At 66.3% G+C, this 16682-nt stretch carries 17 protein-coding genes and 1 pseudogene; 5 read left to right on the top strand and 13 right to left on the bottom strand.

All coding sequences use genetic code 11. The annotated features are described in order from the left end of the window. Positions 1-16 precede the first annotated feature (16 nt). The 4 genes from BU28_RS0105660 to BU28_RS0105645 all read right to left on the bottom strand — a co-directional run bounded on the left by BU28_RS0105660 (position 17) and on the right by BU28_RS0105645 (position 3854). Complete coding sequence (locus tag BU28_RS0105660) at positions 17-1522, bottom strand: tripartite tricarboxylate transporter permease (RefSeq protein ID WP_028718610.1); 1506 nt, start codon at positions 1520-1522, stop codon at positions 17-19. 1 nt (position 1523) lies between these two features. Continuing rightward, on the bottom strand, positions 1524-1688 hold the full coding sequence (locus tag BU28_RS25270; RefSeq protein ID WP_198944993.1) for a hypothetical protein: 165 nt from the start codon (positions 1686-1688) through the stop codon (positions 1524-1526). A 59-nt stretch (positions 1689-1747) separates the two neighbouring features. Further along, positions 1748-2719, bottom strand: coding sequence for a Bug family tripartite tricarboxylate transporter substrate binding protein (locus BU28_RS0105650; RefSeq protein ID WP_028718609.1), 972 nt, complete (start codon positions 2717-2719; stop codon positions 1748-1750). 61 nt (positions 2720-2780) lie between these two features. Then, positions 2781-3854, bottom strand: a complete 1074-nt coding sequence (locus tag BU28_RS0105645) for a 4-oxalomesaconate tautomerase (protein ID WP_028718608.1) — start codon at positions 3852-3854, stop codon at positions 2781-2783. A 100-nt stretch (positions 3855-3954) separates the two neighbouring features. On the opposite strand from BU28_RS0105645, the gene BU28_RS0105640 reads away from it, so the two are divergent. Further along, complete coding sequence (locus BU28_RS0105640) at positions 3955-4860, top strand: LysR family transcriptional regulator (RefSeq protein WP_028718607.1); 906 nt, start codon at positions 3955-3957, stop codon at positions 4858-4860. A 103-nt stretch (positions 4861-4963) separates the two neighbouring features. Here BU28_RS0105640 and BU28_RS0105635 read toward each other — a convergent pair whose 3' ends face one another. Both BU28_RS0105635 and BU28_RS0105630 read right to left on the bottom strand, forming a co-directional pair. Further along, positions 4964-6793, bottom strand: coding sequence for an SLC13 family permease (locus BU28_RS0105635; protein WP_028718606.1), 1830 nt, complete (start codon positions 6791-6793; stop codon positions 4964-4966). A 339-nt stretch (positions 6794-7132) separates the two neighbouring features. Continuing rightward, on the bottom strand, positions 7133-7624 hold the full coding sequence (locus BU28_RS0105630) for a cupin domain-containing protein (RefSeq protein ID WP_028718605.1): 492 nt from the start codon (positions 7622-7624) through the stop codon (positions 7133-7135). Positions 7625-7796: 172 nt separating this feature from the next. Here BU28_RS0105630 and BU28_RS26225 point away from each other — a divergent pair. After that, positions 7797-7949: pseudogene (locus BU28_RS26225) on the top strand (ATP-binding protein); the annotation flags it as partial. Positions 7950-8099: 150 nt separating this feature from the next. Continuing rightward, positions 8100-8321, top strand: a complete 222-nt coding sequence (locus BU28_RS0105620) for a DUF6324 family protein (RefSeq protein WP_028718603.1) — start codon at positions 8100-8102, stop codon at positions 8319-8321. Here BU28_RS0105620 and BU28_RS0105615 read toward each other — a convergent pair. From BU28_RS0105615 to BU28_RS0105585, 7 genes are all read right to left on the bottom strand, one after another. After that, complete coding sequence (locus BU28_RS0105615; RefSeq protein ID WP_028718602.1) at positions 8305-8799, bottom strand: MmcB family DNA repair protein; 495 nt, start codon at positions 8797-8799, stop codon at positions 8305-8307. The genes BU28_RS0105620 and BU28_RS0105615 overlap by 17 nt on opposite strands. A 331-nt stretch (positions 8800-9130) precedes the next feature. Then, on the bottom strand, positions 9131-10069 hold the full coding sequence (locus tag BU28_RS0105610) for a DUF481 domain-containing protein (protein ID WP_028718601.1): 939 nt from the start codon (positions 10067-10069) through the stop codon (positions 9131-9133). 445 nt (positions 10070-10514) lie between these two features. After that, the gene (locus BU28_RS0105605; protein ID WP_028718600.1) at positions 10515-10817 is read right to left on the bottom strand and encodes a hypothetical protein; all 303 of its coding nucleotides are present in this window, start codon (positions 10815-10817) and stop codon (positions 10515-10517) included. Between the two features lie 117 nt (positions 10818-10934). Continuing rightward, positions 10935-11432, bottom strand: a complete 498-nt coding sequence (gene nusB / locus BU28_RS0105600; protein ID WP_028718599.1) for a transcription antitermination factor NusB — start codon at positions 11430-11432, stop codon at positions 10935-10937. Then, positions 11429-11974 carry a 6,7-dimethyl-8-ribityllumazine synthase gene (locus tag BU28_RS0105595; RefSeq protein WP_028718598.1) on the bottom strand — a complete coding sequence of 182 codons (546 nt, stop codon included), beginning with the start codon at positions 11972-11974 and terminating at the stop codon, positions 11429-11431. Before BU28_RS0105595 ends, nusB begins: the two co-directional genes overlap by 4 nt. Positions 11975-11977: 3 nt before the next feature. After that, the gene (ribB, locus tag BU28_RS0105590; RefSeq protein WP_028718597.1) at positions 11978-13096 is read right to left on the bottom strand and encodes a 3,4-dihydroxy-2-butanone-4-phosphate synthase; all 1119 of its coding nucleotides are present in this window, start codon (positions 13094-13096) and stop codon (positions 11978-11980) included. A 161-nt stretch (positions 13097-13257) separates the two neighbouring features. Next, on the bottom strand, positions 13258-13851 hold the full coding sequence (locus BU28_RS0105585) for a riboflavin synthase (RefSeq protein WP_028718596.1): 594 nt from the start codon (positions 13849-13851) through the stop codon (positions 13258-13260). A 234-nt stretch (positions 13852-14085) separates the two neighbouring features. On the opposite strand from BU28_RS0105585, the gene BU28_RS0105580 reads away from it, so the two are divergent. Together BU28_RS0105580 and BU28_RS0105575 are read left to right on the top strand one after the other, a co-directional pair. Continuing rightward, positions 14086-15399: a capsule biosynthesis protein gene (locus tag BU28_RS0105580; protein ID WP_174714425.1), complete on the top strand. Its 1314-nt coding sequence runs from the start codon at positions 14086-14088 to the stop codon at positions 15397-15399. Positions 15400-15537: 138 nt separating this feature from the next. After that, positions 15538-16680 carry a polysaccharide biosynthesis/export family protein gene (locus BU28_RS0105575; protein ID WP_036762121.1) on the top strand — a complete coding sequence of 381 codons (1143 nt, stop codon included), beginning with the start codon at positions 15538-15540 and terminating at the stop codon, positions 16678-16680. The last annotated feature ends 2 nt before the right edge of the window (positions 16681-16682 follow it).

Genomic DNA, 16682 nt, shown 5'->3' with positions numbered 1-16682 from the left:
GGCCGCGTTCCAGGGATCAGTCGTCGGCGAAGATCTCGTCCCGCGACTTTCTGATCGAGGGCAGGATCGCGATGACCAGCACCGCAAGGGCGACCAGCAGCAGCCCGGCCGACAGGGGCGAGGTCAGGAAGGTCGTCATGCTGCCGTCCGAGATGATCAGCGCCTGGCGCAGCTTTTCTTCCAGCAGGCGGCCCAGCACGAAGCCGAGGGCCAGCGGCGCGGCCTCGAACTGCAGCTTGTAAAGCGCAAAGCCCAAGAGGCCCAGCACCCCGGCCATGATGACCTGCGCCCCGTCGTTCGAGATCGAGAACAGGCCGATGCAGCAGAACGCGACGATGGCCGGGAACAGCAGCCGGTAAGGCACCTTCAGCAGCTTCACCCAGACCCCGATCAGGGGCAGGTTGATGACGACCAGCATCAGGTTGCCGATCCACATGCTGGCGACCAGGCCCCAGAACAGGTCGGGGCTGTTATGGATAACCTGCGGGCCGGGGACGATGCCCTGGATCATCATCGCGCCGACCATCAGCGCCATGACCGCGTTCGGCGGGATGCCCAGCGTCAGCAGGGGGATGAAGCTGGTCTGCGCGCCTGCGTTGTCGGCCGATTCCGGACCGGAAACCGCCTGCGGCACGCCCTTGCCGAAATCCTGCGGCCGGTCCGAGATGCGCTTTTCCAGCGCATAGCTGGCGAACGGCGCCAGGATCGCGCCATTGCCGGGCAGCACCCCCAGGATCGAGCCGAGGCCGGTGCCGCGCAGGATGGCGCCCAGGTTCTGGCGCAGTTCGGCGAAGGTCGGCAGCAAGCGGCCGATGGTGCCCCGCATCACGTCGCGCTTTTCGGGGTCGGCCAGGTTCTTGAATATCTCGCCAAAACCGAAGATGCCCATGGCCAGCACGACGAATTCGATCCCGTCGGTCAGCATGTAAAGGCCGAAGGTCATGCGCTCGCGCCCCGTCTCCATGTCGGCGCCGACGCAGGAGAGCAGCACGCCCGCGACGATCATCGCCAGCGCCTTGACCAGCGAGCCGTGCGCCAGCACCACCGCCAGCACCAGCCCCATGATCATCAGCGAGAAATACTCGGCCGGGCCGAACAGCAGCCCCAGCTTGGTCATGGGCGTCGCCAGCGCGGCGATGACCAACGTGGCCACGGTGCCGGCGATGAACGACCCGATGGCCGCAAGGCCCAGGGCCAGGCCGGCCTGGCCCTTCTTGGCCATCTCGTGCCCGTCGATGGCGGTCACGACCGCCGTCGCCTCGCCCGGGATGTTGACCAGGATCGCCGTGGTCGAGCCGCCGTATTGCGCGCCGTAGTAGATGCCGGCCAGCATGATCAGCGCGCCGGTCGGGTCCAGCGACAGCGTCACTGGCAGCAGGATCGAGATGGTGGCCACCGGACCCACGCCCGGCAGCACGCCGACCAGCGTGCCGATCAGGCAGCCGATGAAGCAGAAGAAGATGTTTTGCAGGGTAAAGGCGACCGTCATGCCCAGACCCAGATGTTCGAACATGGCCATCATGTCAGTATCCGATCAGCCAGGGCGCCACGGGCAGCGAAAGCCCCAGCGCGTAACGGAACAGCGCGATGCAGACGGCTGTCAGGATCACGGCAAAGATCACCAGCTCGCCCGGGCGGGCATCCTTGGCGGCAAGGCCCGCCAGGATGATGGACAGCGGCGTCGCCACGCGGGCTGATGGGCCGGAAGATCGACCTGGATGATCTCTGGGGCTTCGCGGCTCATGGCTTATTCCACCTTGATGTCGGCGGCCTTGACGACCTCGCCCCAGCGGGCGCGTTCGGCAGCCATGAAGTCGGCGAAGTCCTGACCGACCAGATGCGACGGCACGCCGCCGTCCTTCTGCAGGCTTTCGATGAAAGCCGGGTCGCGCAGCGTTTCCTCGGTACCCGCGGCCAGCTTGGCGCGCACGTCCTCGGGCAGGCCCTTGGGACCCAGCAGGCCGTACCAGGCCGAGGCGCTGTATTCCGGCAGCCCCGATTCCGCGACGGTCGGCACATCGGGAAGCGCCTCGAAGCGTTCCTTGCCGGTCACCGCCAGCGCCTTCAGCGTGCCGTCCTGGACCAGCCCGATCACCGACGGAACCGTCGTCACCATGAAATCGACATGGCCGCCCAGCAGGTCGTTGATCGCCGGGCCGGCGCCCTTGTAGGGCACGTGCTTCAGCTTGATGCCGGCCATCTGGCCCAGCAGCAGCGTGGCGACATGGCTGGCCGAGGCATTGCCGGCCGAGCCATAGACCAGCTGGTCCTGCTTGGCCTTCTCAAGCAGCTCCTGCATCGAATTGACCTGAAGGCTGGGCCCCGCGACGACCACCAGCTGCGCGTCGGCGATCATGGCAATGGGGTCCAGCGTCTCGGCCGGGTCGTTGCGCAGCTTGAAGATATGCGGGTTCACGACCATCGGCCCCTGGTTGCCGATCAGCAGCGTATAGCTGTCGGGATCGGCCTTGGCGACGACGTCGGTGCCCATGTTGGCCGCGGCGCCCGGGCGGTTCTCGACGATGACGCGGCCGCCGATGGCCTTTTCCAGCCGCGCGGCGAACACCCGCGCGATGGCGTCGGTGCCGCCGCCGGCGGCATAGGACACCACGATGGTGACGGGCTTCGACGGATAGTCCTGCGCCATCGCGGGCAGCGTCGACAGCGCCAGGGTTGCTGCGGTGACGCCCAGCATGACGCGGCGGGTAAACGTAAGCATGTGTTCTTCCTCCCTTTGGGTAAAGCGGCCCGCCCGCGTCCTCGACACGGCGGGGGATAGGTCAGTTCCTGCGGCGGACCAGGGCCGAGCCCTCGAACAGACGGCGGCAGGTCCGGGTCACGAAGACGACGGGCTTGTTCCCCGCAGCTTCGTCCAGTTCGACGCGCACGTCCATGCGTCCCGTCGGGTGTTCAAAGGTCAGATCCGCCGGGAACCGCAGTTCGGGCAAGGCGGCGCCCACGATGCTGTCAGGCAGGGTCGCCGCGATCGCGACCGATACCGCGCCCGTCGTCGCAAGCGAGGTATGGCAGGCATGGGGCGTGAAGTAGCGCACGGCCAGGCTGCCGCCGTTGCAGGGCGCGCCGATCAGCACCGGCTTGGGCAGGACCGACGCGCGAACGTCGCCCAGGCCCATGCGGCGCCCGGCCTCGATCCTGAGCTCCTCGAGCTGCGCCATGAAGGGCGCGTTGCCATCCAGGGCAATGGCGCTTTCCGACCCCGTCAGGCCAAAGTTTTCCGCCCGCGCGATCATCACCGGCGTCGCCCCGTCGATCAGCGACACGGGGATGCCGTCGATCACCTCCTGAGGCGTGCCCGACGGCAGCATCATGCCGGTCTTGGCGCCGATGGCCTCCAGGAAGGCCAGATAGACCGGCGCGGCCGTTCCGGGCACCCCGTCGATTGCGGCATCGCCCTGATAGCGCAACTCGCCCCCGGGGGTCTGGATGCGCGCCTCGATGATCTTGCCGGTATTGACGTTGTGAACCTTGACGCGGGTTTCGCCGGACTGGGCGGTCACAAGACCCTGTTCGATGGCAAAGGCACCCACGGCGGACAGCATGTTGCCGCAGTTCGGCCCGGTGTCCACGATGCGTTCCAGCACGTTCACCTGCGCGAACAGGTAATCGACATCCGCACCCTCGCGCGTCGCCGGCCCGACGATCGCCACCTTGGAGCTGAGCGTGCTGCCCCCGCCGATGCCGTCGATCTGCAGCGGATGGCCCGATCCCATGATTTCGACCAGCAGGGCGTCGCGCTGCGCGGGATCGCTGGGCAGGTCGCTGCGCAGGAAGAACGGCCCCTTCGAGGTGCCGCCGCGCATCATGACGCAAGGGATGCGAATCTGATCGTCCACGATGATTCTCCTCTGCGGCAAGTCGCGCCGCCTCCAAGACAAGCAAATGCGCCAAACGGACTGTGTTGTGAATTGCAAAGAATTTCGATATTATTGCGGAATGAGGAACAATTTCGAATTCCTGGATCTGCGCGCCTTTCTGGCGGTGCTGGAGTTTTCGTCCTTCAACGAGGCGGCGAAGCACCTGAACCTGTCGACACCCGCCCTGTCGCGCCGGATCAAGGCCTTCGAGGAAGCGGTTGGCGCGCAGTTGATCGAGCGCACGACCAGGCGGGTCGCACCCACGCAGATCGGGCGGGAACTGATGCCCCTGGTCAGGCGCCTGGTCGACGAGTTCGAGGAGTCGATCCTGTCGATTTCGGACCTGGGCGGCCGGCACCGCGCCCAGGTGACGCTGGCATCCCTGCCGACGGCCGCCTTCTATTTCCTGCCGCGCGTGATCGAGGCCTTCAACAAGCGCTTCCCCGGCATCCGGTTCAGGATCATGGACCTGTCGGCAAACGAAGGGCTGGACGCCGTGGCAAACGGAGAGGTCGAGTTCGGGATCAACATCATCGGCGCCGTGCGCGACGACCTGAAGTTCACCCCCCTGATCGAGGATCCCTTCGTCCTGGCCTGCCGGCGCGATCATCCCCTGGCGGCAACGTCGTCATTGCCCTGGTCCGCGCTTCAGGGCCATCCCCTGATCGGTGTGTCGAAAAAGTCCGGCAACAGGGCCGTCCTGGATCGCGCCCTGGCGATGGCAGATCAGCAGCTTGACCTGAACTGGTTCTACGAGGTGAACCACCTGTCCACCTCACTTGGCCTGGTCGAGGCGGGCTTGGGCATTTCCGTCCTGCCCCAACTGGCGACCCCGCAGCGGGAACACCCGCTTATTGCAACCGTCAAGCTTGTCGACCCGGTGGTCACCCGGTCCATCGGCATCGTCGAGCGGCGAGGCGCGCGCTTTTCACCCTCTGCCGTTCGCTTCCGGGAAATGCTCGTGAATGAATGGCATGGCGCCTGACCATGGTGACGTGGGCACCGTCGGCGCGGTGAGTTGGGCACGATCACTGGTAGGCTGCGCCATCTGTTCGACTTGGCTTTGCAACGGGGACAATATTTTCAGCTCATCCTGAATGGAACGGGAAGATCACCGGCACCAGCCCGACCGCGACGATCAGGACGATGGCGACCAGCGGCAGGCCGATCCGTGTGAAGTCCCAGAACCTGTAGCCCCCCGGCCCCACGACCAGGGTGTTGACCGGCGAAGACACAGGCGTCAGGAAGGCGGCCGAGGCCGCCAGCGCCACGGTCATCGCGAAGGGATAGGGCGACACCCCAAGATCGGACGCCAGCGCCAGCGCGATCGGTCCCATCAAGACCGCCGTCGCGGTGTTCGAGATGAACAGGCCCAGGACCGCCGTGGTCACGAAGATCACGGCCAGCGCGGCCCGGGGCGTCGCATCGCCGACCAGGGTGCGGAGCGTCTCGGCCGCCAGTTCGACCCCGCCCGTCTTTTGAAGCGCCAGCGAGAACGGCAGCATGCCGACGATCAGGACGAGGCTTTGCCAGTGGATCGACCGATAGGCCGAGGCCATGTCGACACAGCCGAAAAGCCCCATCAGAAGGCAGCCGATCAGCGCCGCCAGCACATTGGGCACCAGGCCGGTGATCATCATCGCGACCACCAAGGCCAGGATGGCGACGGCGGGAACGGCCCGGAAAGGCGCCTCGAGCAATTCGTCCACCTCTCCCGGCAGGGCGAGCACGACCAGATCGCGGGCCTGATGCACCTGCCGGATCCGGCTCCAGGGACCGACCGACAAAAGCACGTCGCCGCCGCGCAGCACGGTCTGCGCATCGACACCGCCGACCGGCTGATTGTCCCGGCGCAGACCGACGACGGCAAGGCCGTGGACCGAGCGGAACCGCGACTGCGCGATGCTTCTGCCGACAAGCGGCGAGCCGGGCGGCACGATCAGTTCGGCCATGCCGATCTCTTGCGCCTGGTCGGTGAAGTAGTGGCCCGAAATGGGCAGGCGGTGCAGCCCATGGCTTTGGCAGAAGGCCTCGATATCCGTGCGGTCGCCGAATACGTCCAGGAACAGGACGTCTTCGGCTTGCAGGACGGTGTCGGCGTGCGGCTGGACCAGCCGCCGGCCATAGGGGGTCGAGCGCTCGATCCCCAGGATGTTGATCCCCGCCGTTCCGCGAAGATCCAGCTGATCCAGCCGCTTGCCGACCAGGACAGACCGGGCCGACAGATGCAGGCGAAACTCGCGCCCGGCCAGGCCATAGCTGGCAATCCAGTCGGCAAGCCTGGGCCGGCGATTGTCCGCGGCCGGACTTTCGGCGGCAAGCCAGCGCCGGGCGACCAGCATGTAGCCGATCCCCAGCAGCAGGACCGGCAGCCCGAACGGCGTGAAGTCGAAAAAGCCGAAGCCCTGGTACCCCTCGCGCCGGAGCAGGCTGTCGAGGACCAGGTTCGGGGCGGTGGCAACCAGCGTCATCATCCCGCTGATCAGGGCCGCCGCGCTCAGCGGCATCATCAGCCGTCCGGGGGCCGCCCCGATGGTGGTCGCGATCCGCAGCACGATGGGGATGAAGATCGCGACCACGCCGGTCGAGCTCATGAATGCGCCGATCCCTGCGACGGCGACCATCAGCAGCACGATCAGCCGCACCTCGGACGCACCGGCATGGCGCACCAGCAGATCGCCGGTCCGTTGCGCGACGCCCGTTCGCACAAGCGCCTCGCCCAGAACGAAAAGCGCCGCGATCAGGATGATGTTGGGGTCGCTGAAGCCGGCCAGCGCCTCGTCAAGGGTGATGATGCCGGTCAGCGGCAGCGCCACCAGGGCCAGGATCGCGACCACGTCCATCCGGGGCCGGTTGAGGGCGAACATCGCAATCGCCGCAGCCAGCAGCGTCAGGACAACCAGCAATTCCGTCGCCATCTTCCCGCCTTTCGAAGAGCTGTCGTTTCAGCCCCCTGTCCGCATCGCGCATCGGGGATCGGCAGCACGCATCACGGGGCCGCGTCGACCTTCGGCGGCAAGGCCCCGGGCGTCAAGCGACCCGCCGGGAATAACCCCGATGCTGCTGTCCTGAGGCAGGCAAGGATTGCCATGCTTGCGGCAGGGCCGCTTCGCTGCGTCTGGACTGCCGGATCCGAGACAGTGACCGACGATCTCGCCGTTCTCGGCCCGGCCCTTGGGGGCGCGGACATCGATCAGCAACCGGCCAGATCGGCGGGCAGGTCGGCGGCGGAAATGCGGGTGGACATGGTTGCTCCTTCAGGCTTTCGGGGCGGCGTGGATCGGGTCAATCCAATAGACGGATTCCGGCGGCTCGACCGGATCGACATCGGTGATGTTGACCACCACCGCCTCGTTGTCCGAGCGGACCAGCACGCATTCCAGCACCTGCTCGGGATCGGCATTGATCTCCTGATGCGGGACATAGGGCGGGACATAGATGAAATCGCCGGGCCCGGCCTCGGCGACAAACTCCAGCCGCTCGCCCCAGCGCAGCCGCGCCTTGCCGCGCACGACATAGATCACGCTTTCCAGCGGGCCGTGGTGGTGCACGCCGGTCTTCGCGTCGGGCTGGATCGCGACGGTGCCGGCCCAGATCCGCTGCGCGCCGACCCGGGCGTGGTTGATCGCGGCCTGCCGGAACATGCCCGGCGTCTGCGCGGTGTTGGCGTCCAGCCGGTCGCCCTTGATGACCCGCACGCCGTCGTATTTCCAGCGCGGGGCGTCGTCATGGTCGTGGTCGTGGGGCATCTGCCTCTCCTTCTGCGTTGATCCGTCATGCCGTGCGGGCTCGGGCAAAGAGTTCGCACATGAAACAGGTTTGGCAATCCTTCAGGATCAGCACGTCCTGCTGACGCCGCCGATCTCGGCTCTGGCTCAGCGTCCCTACGTCACGCCATTGCACAGGAAGGTCTGCAGCTCGGCCATTAGAAGCCCGGAAAGCTTCGACTTTGCGGCAATCCCGAAGCTCGATAAAGTGCAGGTTCTGGGACTGGACCGGTGCGAGTGGATCGAGCGGCGCGAGACTATCATTGCCTTTGGGCCGGCCGACACCGAAAAGACCCCTGTCGCGCTAGTCGACCGACTGGCAGACCACGTCAACGTCCTCAAGAGGAATGGCGAAAGCTAGCGCCTCGTCAACAGCACAGCCCCGAAAACCGCGCTGTCTTGCCGGAAAACGACGCCCGCGTTAATCAGGCCTTCGGATCACAGGAAAGGGCCGACCATGGGCATCAACAGCGAAAGCGACATTGCCGCGAACCTGCAGATCGGACCCACCGACAAGGGCATGGTGCGCATCTATGTCGAAGGCGAGGGCGTGGACCTGCCGCTGGACTTCGACCCCGATGAGGCCGAAGAGATCGCCGAGGAATTGATGGCCGCAGCCGAGGCCGCGCGCAGCATCGGCAGCCCCTCGCCGGGCGGCAAGCCTAAGAAGCGCCGCTGACCCCCATCGGGTCGGTGACGGCCAGCAGCCGCTGGGTCGAAACCCGCGCGATGTCGCGCAGCAGCCTGCTGCGCCGAGCGCCGGCCAGCCGCGTCTCGGGCGCCATGCGCAGCAGTTCCGCCCCCCAGCTGTCGGCCCGGATCAGGCCCGATCCCTCGGGCAGCAGTTCGTCGGGAAAATCGCAGTCCACCGCCCAGAAAAAGCGGTCGCAGAATTCCAGATAGCCCTGCCACTTGCGGTCCGAGATGAAATCGGCGCGGCAGCTTTTGCATTCGACCACCCAGATCTCGCCCTTGGGCGAGATCGAGATGACATCGACCCGCAGCCCCCCGGTCGGCACGAATTCCGACAGCGCGGCATGGCCCATCGTCGTCAGCATCCGCGTGACGCCGCGCGTCAGCCGCTGGCCCGGCCGGGCGGGCAGGATATCCTCGGTTACCGTCTCGGCCGATGGGGGTTGCTGGGGCAAGGCGCTCATGCCGGCAACCATGAACCAAAGGCGAACATCAATCAACCCCACGCCCTTCGGATCTTGCACCCGGCCCTGTCGGACCCTATCTTGCGCGGTGGCGGGTTTCTGCTCTTCTCGTGTGTGGCCTCTTTTTCCACTGGCCTATAATTTCACCGAGGGGGCCGGCTCTGTCGGGGCCCTGGCCTCGTTATCTGGCTCCCACCTGGACATCCAGGCTTTCGGGGAAACTAGCGCTGCCACGGTCGCTGCGGTTCCCGCCACTTTCCCAAGCCCGCCAACGAAAAGGGACGGCCCGAAGGCCGCCCCGAATGTTTTGCGAGAGAGAGAGGGTTCGGCCTTAGAAGCCGTAAACCAGCGACACGCCCAGCGTGTTGTCGGTGCGGATGTCGCGGTCCGAGACGTATTCGGTCTTGTAGGACACGCGGGTCGCGAAGGCTTCCGACATCTTGAAGTTCAGGCCAAGCTCGTTCGTGATCGTGTCGTTGGCATCCGAGGTCAGATAGTCGGTGTCGTTGGTCACGAAGAAGTTGTCGTTGATCCGGTGGTAGAACCGCGACGAGATCAGATAGCCGACATCGGTATCGGAGTCATAGGCGATGGTGCCATCCAGCGGATCAACTGTGGTATCATCGGGGGTCGCGACAACGGCCTTGGTGTAGCGGACACCCACGGCCGCCTGCATGCGCCATGCGGTGGTGTCGTTCGAGATGATCCGGTAGCCCGGGCCAACGCCGAAGTAGGCGTCGCGCTTCAGACGGCCATCCAGCGAGCTGAAGGTTTCCCCGCTCGACAGGCTGATCGGATCGTCGGCCAGCGCGTCGGTGGCCAGACGGCCCAGAGCGAAGGCATAGAAGCGATCGTTGATGTTATACATGCCTTCATAGATCACGTAGGTCTTTTCGGTGTCCTTCTCGCCGGCGTTGTTGTCGCCGTATTCAAGCAGGATGCCGACCGACTGCGAGAACTGGCCCTGGTTGTGGGACAGGCGGCCCGACAGGCTGAAGTCCTGGTTTTCGCTGTTACCGGTCGCACCGGCATAGGACAGGGCGACCGAACCGAAGGTGCCCTGACGGCTGTCCGGGGTGCCAAAGCGATAGGCGTCGTCCGAGCGGGCGAAGTCGTCGCGCACGTCACGTTCCAGATCGCGCTGCGCCTCGGCGACATCGGTGATGCCGGTGGCATTGGCGCCGGCCATGGATTCGGACTGGGCGAACGCGGGCGAGGAGAATGCCGCGGCCAGAGCGGTCGCTCCGGCAAGGTAAGCAAGGGTTTTCATCTGTAGCAGTCCTTTTACTGAACCGTTTTCGTGTCCACGGCCGCTGTTCGGTGCAACCGTGAGCATCTCTGCTGGGGTAGAATTATCCCCAGCCTTGCCCCGCATAAAGGGTGAGCCGGAACGCACGCACAGTCGCAAAATCGTGAAAGCACTGTTGCTTTTTTGCATCGGCGGATTTTCGACCATGGCGATTTGTGATGAAACCAAATGTCGTTTTCAATTTTTAGGGTGTTTTTAACGAAGTTTCATACTCTAATGGGCAATGTCCAACATCACGGAACGTTAAGGAATCGTAACAGTTTTGTCCCGAACAAGCTTTGCGCAAATTTTAGGCAGGCTATTCTTGCTCGCCCCAAGGCTGCATTGTTGCACGGTGTCCACAGTTGGATCGTAAATCCTTGTGAAGGGACGGAACCGGAAATCGGCCAGGAACGTTGCCCGGCGATCAGGTGTTTTTCTGCGCCGGGATCATGATCGGCAGCGGCGCGCCCACGGCCCTGCGCAGCCCACGCGGCCCCGAATCCCGGCCTTGGGCCATACGCATCACCGCAATGCCGAACTGGACGCCCGAAAACAGCAGGATGTGGAATGCCAGCAGCATGGCCACGGCGATGAAGCCGCCCCGGGTCGCCCAGACCAGATGCCGCAGACCCGCGACATCCAGCGCGATCAACAGGCCGGTGAAGACCGCCCCCAGAAGGGCGCCCCAGGCGATGCTGACGATATACAGGCGGACAAGACGAGGCATGGCGGCAGCACCGGCGCGGTTGGAACACTTCGGCACAATAACGCAATGCGGCGCTTTTGGGGAAAGAAAAATCGCGGCGAAGGGCCGCAGGGCCAGGATCGGCCCAGGGGCCGGACGTCAGAAGGCGTCCGGCCGGGCTTCGCGTGCCATGTGGTCCAGCACCGCGTTGACGAACTTGGGTTCGCGGCCTTCGGGAAAGAACGCCTCGGCAATGCGGACATATTCGGTGATGACGACGCGAGGCGGCGTCTTGCTGGCGACCAGTTCGGCCCCGCCGGCGCGAAACAGTGCCCGCAGCACCGGGTCGATGCGGTCGATCGGCCATTTCGCGACCAGCGCCCGGTCGGTCGCCTGGTCGATGCGCGACTGCCAGTTCACCGCGTCATCCAGGATGCGGCCGAACAGCGACTCGTCGGCCTCAACCGAAACCATGTCGGAATCCTCGTCCTCGCGGCCGATGCGCCACTGGCGGAATTCGCGCAGGACGGTGTCGGCGGACTGGCCGGCGGCCTCCATCTGGAACAGCGCCTGCACGGCATAGACGCGCGCGGCCGAGGTGCGGGCCTGGCGTTCGGCCCGCTGCTCGGGGGTCCGGTTTTCCCTCGACCCGCTCATGCGCCGCGCGGCCCGTCAAGTTCGCCCGCCAGGCGGATGATGTCGGAGCTGACGGCCCCCTCGCCCGCGGTGCGGCTTTCCCAGCGCCGCTTCAGCGCGATCAGGTGCAGCGCGGCGGCGGCGGCGCCCCCGCCCTTGTTCTGCCCCTCGGGGTCGGCGCGGACGGCGGCCTGTTCGTAGTTCTCGACCGTCAGGATGCCGTTGCCGATGCAATGGCCCTGCAGCCCCAGCAGGGTGAGCCCGCGCGAGCTGTCGTTGCACACCGTGTCGTAGTGCGTCGTTTCGCCCCGGATCACACAGCCGATCGCCACGTAACCGTCATAAAGCCCGCGCGCGGCGGCCAGCGCAATGGCGGTCGGGACCTCGAGCGCGCCCGGCACCTCGACCAGATCGGCGCTGGCGCCCGCCTCGGCGGCGACGGCGCGCGCGCCCTCGACCATCGCCTCGGCGATCGAGCGGTAATAGGGCGCGACGACGACCAGAAGCCGCGCGCCCTCGATGCGGGGCAGCGGCAGTTGTTGATGTTCGATGCTGGCGGCCATGTCTTACCCTTTGGGAATCGGACGGGTGGAATGGATCGAAAGCCCGTAGGCGTCAAGCCCGACGATCTTGACCGGGGCGGAGTTGGTCAGCAGCGCAAGCTCGGACAGGCCCAGGGCGGACAGGATCTGCGCGCCAAGCCCGTACTGGCGCAGCACATGGGGCGACACCTCGCCCTGCACCGGCAGGCGCTTTTCCAGGTCGCGGAACAGCACGACGACGCCGCGCCCCTCCTCCTCGATCAGGCGCATGGCCTGGGACAGTTCGCCCGCATCCTCGCGGCCGATGCCCAACACGTCGTGCAGCGGGTCCAGCGCGTGCATCCGCACCAGGACCGGACCCGGGGCGGTCAGGTCGCCCTTGGTCAGCACGATATGTTCCGCGCCCGAGGTCTCGTCGGCAAAGACCCGCATCATCCAGTCGCCGCCATGGATCGAATGGACCGCGCGCTGCGCGCGCTCGGCGATCAGGTTGTCGTGGCGGCGGCGATAGGCGATCAGATCGCTGATCGTCCCGATCTTCAGCCCATGGCGCTGCGCGAAGCCGACCAGGTCCGGCAGGCGGGCCATGGTCCCGTCCTCGTTCATGATCTCGCAGATGACGCCGGCGGGGTTCAGGCCGGCCAGGCGCGCCACGTCCACCGCCGCCTCGGTATGGCCGGCGCGAACCAGCACGCCCCCGTCCCGGGCGCGCAGCGGGAACACATGGCCCGGCGTCGCGATGTCGGCCGCGCCCTTGGTCGGGTCGATGGCCACGGCGATGGTATGGGCCCGGTCATGGGCCGAGATGCCGGTGGTGACGCCCTCGCGCGCCTCGATCGACATGGTAAAGGCGGTTTCGTGCCGGCTGGAGTTCTTGGGGCTCATCAGCGGCAGGCCCAGGGCGTCGATCCGGGCGCCCGGCAGCGCCAGGCAGATCAGCCCACGGCCATGAGTGGCCATGAAGTTGATCGCCTCGGGCGTGGCCATCTGGGCCGGGATGACCAGATCGCCCTCGTTCTCGCGGTCCTCGTGGTCGACCAGGATGAACATGCGGCCGTTGCGAGCCTCGTTGATGATCTCCTCGGTCTTCGAGATCACGTCCGCCCAGTCGCGCTCGACGGGTCCGGGTTTTTCATAGTGCATCCGCCGCTCCATGCGTCCTTAGCGCGGGCGGGGCGGCGTCCGCCCGACCACCCGCATCGTCCTGTCCGGCCCGGCAGGGCCTGTTGTCGGGTCTGCACCGCACGGGCCCCGCGCGCAAGCCCCGATGCGCGCGCCCATGCGTCAAGGGGCCGGCATCCTTGTCACAATCCGCCGGCCAGCCGCGCGACATAGCGCGCCAGCGTGTCGATCTCCAGGTTGACGGCATCGCCCACCCGCGCCTCGCCCCAGGTCGTCACGGTCTGGGTGTGGGGGATGAGGTTCACGCCAAACCGCGCGCCCTCGACCTCGTTCACGGTCAGCGAGGTGCCATTCAGCGCGACCGAGCCCTTTTCGGCGATGAACCGCGCCAGCCCTTCGGGCGCGCGGAAGGTGACGCGCGTGCTGCCGCCTTCGTCGTGCATCTCCTCGATCACCGCGGTGCCGTCCACATGGCCCGACACGATGTGCCCGCCCAGTTCGTCGCCGACGCGCAGCGCGCGTTCCAGGTTCAGCCGCTTGCCGGGCGCCCAGCCGTTCGCGCCGATGTTGGTTTTGGACAGGGTCTCGGCCGAGATGTCGACCTCGAACCAGTCCGCGCCCTTTTCCACCACCGTCAGGCAGACCCCGTCGCAGGCGATCGAGGCGCCCAGGTCCACCCCCGCCATGTCGTAGTGGCAGGCGATGCGCGCGCGCATGTCGCCCCGCATCTCGACCTGACTGACATTGCCGATATCGGTGATGATCCCGGTGAACATGGCCGCTCCGCTTTCGCCAATCCTGCGCGCAGACCTAGAGCCTCGGCGTCCGCTCTTCAAGCAATCCTTGATAATTTGCCGGGAAAGGGCGTGACACCCCGGCGCGATTCGTGCATCAGTCGGTCGTTCCGGCATTAACCGGCTGTTCCGTGATCGGTCCCCTCAGGTTTTTTCATTCCGGCTTTGGCGGCCATCTCCGTGGAAAAAGACGTTGTGAATGTGCTGACCCCGACCATGATGCCGCCCTTCGATCTTGCGGCGCGACCGGCCGAGCAGCGGGTCTTTCTGATGCTGCAGGGGCCGCACGGCCCGTTCTTTGACCGCCTGGCGCGGCTGTTGCGCGCGGCGGGCGCCACCGTCTGGCGCGCCGGCTTCAACGCCGGGGACGAATTCTTCTGGAAGGACGCCGCCCATTTCATTCGCCACACCGGCACGCCCGAGGAATGGCCCGCCCATCTTGAACGGCTGATCGCCGAAAAGGGCATCACCGACCTCGTGCTTTACGGCGACGTGCGCCCGATCCACGCCGCCGCCCGCGCCGCCAGCCTGCGGCATGGCCTGGTGCTGCATGTGTTCGAGGAAGGCTATCTGCGGCCGTTCTGGATCACCTACGAACGCGGCGGCTCGAACGGCAATTCGGCGCTGATGGGGATCGCGCTGCGCGAGATGCGCAACGCCCTGCGCGGCCGCATGGGAGAGTTGACGCGCCCTCCCGCGCGCTGGGGCGACATGCGCCAGCACAAGTTCTATGGTGCGCTTTATCATTTCTTCGTCCTGATCGCCAACTGGCGCTACAAGGGATACCGCACCCATCGCCAGATCGGCGTCTTTCGCGAATTCCGGCTGAACCTGCGCCGCCTGCTGCTGACCCCCGTCGACATGATCGCCCAGCACCGCGAGGCCGAGGCCGTGCGCCGCGGCGGCTTTCCCTATGTGCTGGTGCCGATGCAGCTGGAACACGATTCCAACTTCGTCGCCCATTCGCCCTATGGCACCATGTCCGAGTTCACCGACGAGGTGATCGCCGAATTCGCCCGCTCGGCGCCCCGCCACCATCATGTCGTCTTCAAGGCCCATCCGCTGGAGGACGGGCGCGGCGGCATCCGCCAGGCCGTGCAGCGCAAGGCCCAGGACCTGGGAATCGCGGACCGGGTGCATTTCGTGCGCGGCGGCAAGCTGGCGCGGCTGCTGAACCAGGCGCGCGCGGTGGTCACGGTGAACTCGACCTCGGCCCAGCAGGCGCTGTGGCGCGGGCTGCCGGTCAAGGCCATGGGGCGGGCGGTGTTCGACAAGCCGGGCCTGGTCTCGCATCAAAGCCTGGCCGATTTCCTGGCCGAGCCCGAGCCGCCGAACCCCTATACCTATCGCCGGTATCGCGATTTTCTGCTGGAAAGCAGTCAGGTGCCGGGGGGATTCTATTCCGAGCGTTCGCGCGCCCATGCGCTGCGCATCGTCGTCGACATGATGCTGGCGCCCGAGGACCCCTATCAGGCCCTTCTGGCCGGACGTGGGAAATATCGGCAACAGTTGGACACCTATACGGAATGACAACTGGCGCAGTTATGGAAAACTTAGGAAAGCTGGGATAGTGTGCCCGAAAACGCGGCGCCAACAAGCCGGATTCGGACGAAAGTGACAGGAGTAAGAAGTTTGACCGCAACCAGTTTCTCGCGCCGCGGCGCGGTTATGACGACCGCGGCACGCCGTTCGCTGGCGATCCGCGCAAGCCGGATCGCCGTGATGGGTGCCGTCATGCTGCTGACCGCCTGCGGTCTGCCCCGCTCGGGCCCGACACGGGGTGAAATCTTCAAGGGTTCGGTCGCCAACGGGGGCAGCACCCATGTCGTCACGGTGGACGACCGGGTGAACCGGGCGGCGAACTTCTCGCCCGCCTATGGCTTCGGATCCGACTTCAAGAACGCCGGCCAGGTCGGCGCGGACGAAGTGCGGCCGGGCGACGTCCTGGGCCTGTCGATCTGGGAAAACGTCGATGACGGGCTGCTGGCCTCGATGGGGACCAGTTCGACCCAGCTTCAGCAGCTGCAGGTGGACAGCCAGGGCTATATCTTCGTGCCCTATGCCGGCCGCGTCCGCGCCGCGGGCAACACCCCCGACGAACTGCGCCGCATCATCACGCAGAAGCTGGAAACCCAGACCCCGGACCCGCAGGTCATGGTGACGCGCGTGGCCGGCGACGGCGCGACCGTCTCGGTCATGGGCAAGGTCAACGGCCAGGGCGTCTTCCCGATCGAACGGCCGACCCGCACGCTGTCGGCCATGCTGTCGCGCGCCGGCGGCGTCAGCATCGAACCCGAGGTCGCGGTGGTCACGGTCAAGCGCGGCAACACCTCGGGCCGCGTCTGGCTGCGCGACCTTTACTCCAGCGCGCGCAACGACATCGCGCTGCGCCCCGGCGACATCATCCTGGTCGAAGAGGACGAGCGCAACTTCACCGCCCTGGGCGCGCTGGGCGGGCAGACCAAGGTTCCGCTGGGCAATGACGAGGTCAACGCCATCGAGGCCGTGGCCATGGTCGGCGGCCTGTCGACCACGCTGGCCGACCCCAAGGGCGTCTTCGTCCTGCGCGAGGAGCCGCAGTCGGTCGCCCGCGCCGTGCTGGGCCGCAACGACATCTACGGCGACCAGCGCGTCGCCTATGTGCTGGACCTGACCCGGCCGGACGGGATGTTCCTGGCCCGCGACTTCGTCATCCGCGACGGCGATACCGTCTACGTCACCGAAGCGCCCTTCGTGCAGTGGCAGAAAACGCTGAGCGCGATCCTGACGCCCGCCTCGCAGATCGGCTCGACCAGCCGCTCGTTCGAGTAACG

Source organism: Paracoccus yeei ATCC BAA-599 (assembly GCF_000622145.1).
Lineage (GTDB): Bacteria > Pseudomonadota > Alphaproteobacteria > Rhodobacterales > Rhodobacteraceae > Paracoccus > Paracoccus yeei.
This window is presented reverse-complemented; position numbering and strand designations above follow the sequence as displayed.

Bases quoted from the DNA above. Each gene is read 5' to 3' on its own strand.
- BU28_RS0105660 (WP_028718610.1), bottom strand. From the start codon at position 1,522: ATGATGGCCATGTTCGAACATCTGGGTCTGGGCATGACGGTCGCCTTT.
- BU28_RS0105650 (WP_028718609.1), bottom strand. From the start codon at position 2,719: ATGCTTACGTTTACCCGCCGCGTCATGCTGGGCGTCACCGCAGCAACC.
- BU28_RS0105640 (WP_028718607.1), top strand. From the start codon at position 3,955: ATGAGGAACAATTTCGAATTCCTGGATCTGCGCGCCTTTCTGGCGGTG.
- BU28_RS0105635 (WP_028718606.1), bottom strand. From the start codon at position 6,793: ATGGCGACGGAATTGCTGGTTGTCCTGACGCTGCTGGCTGCGGCGATT.
- BU28_RS0105630 (WP_028718605.1), bottom strand. From the start codon at position 7,624: ATGCCCCACGACCACGACCATGACGACGCCCCGCGCTGGAAATACGAC.
- BU28_RS0105620 (WP_028718603.1), top strand. From the start codon at position 8,100: ATGGGCATCAACAGCGAAAGCGACATTGCCGCGAACCTGCAGATCGGA.
- BU28_RS0105615 (WP_028718602.1), bottom strand. From the start codon at position 8,799: ATGAGCGCCTTGCCCCAGCAACCCCCATCGGCCGAGACGGTAACCGAG.
- BU28_RS0105610 (WP_028718601.1), bottom strand. From the start codon at position 10,069: ATGAAAACCCTTGCTTACCTTGCCGGAGCGACCGCTCTGGCCGCGGCA.
- BU28_RS0105605 (WP_028718600.1), bottom strand. From the start codon at position 10,817: ATGCCTCGTCTTGTCCGCCTGTATATCGTCAGCATCGCCTGGGGCGCC.
- nusB (WP_028718599.1), bottom strand. From the start codon at position 11,432: ATGAGCGGGTCGAGGGAAAACCGGACCCCCGAGCAGCGGGCCGAACGC.
- BU28_RS0105595 (WP_028718598.1), bottom strand. From the start codon at position 11,974: ATGGCCGCCAGCATCGAACATCAACAACTGCCGCTGCCCCGCATCGAG.
- ribB (WP_028718597.1), bottom strand. From the start codon at position 13,096: ATGCACTATGAAAAACCCGGACCCGTCGAGCGCGACTGGGCGGACGTG.
- BU28_RS0105585 (WP_028718596.1), bottom strand. From the start codon at position 13,851: ATGTTCACCGGGATCATCACCGATATCGGCAATGTCAGTCAGGTCGAG.
- BU28_RS0105580 (WP_174714425.1), top strand. From the start codon at position 14,086: ATGATGCCGCCCTTCGATCTTGCGGCGCGACCGGCCGAGCAGCGGGTC.
- BU28_RS0105575 (WP_036762121.1), top strand. From the start codon at position 15,538: ATGACGACCGCGGCACGCCGTTCGCTGGCGATCCGCGCAAGCCGGATC.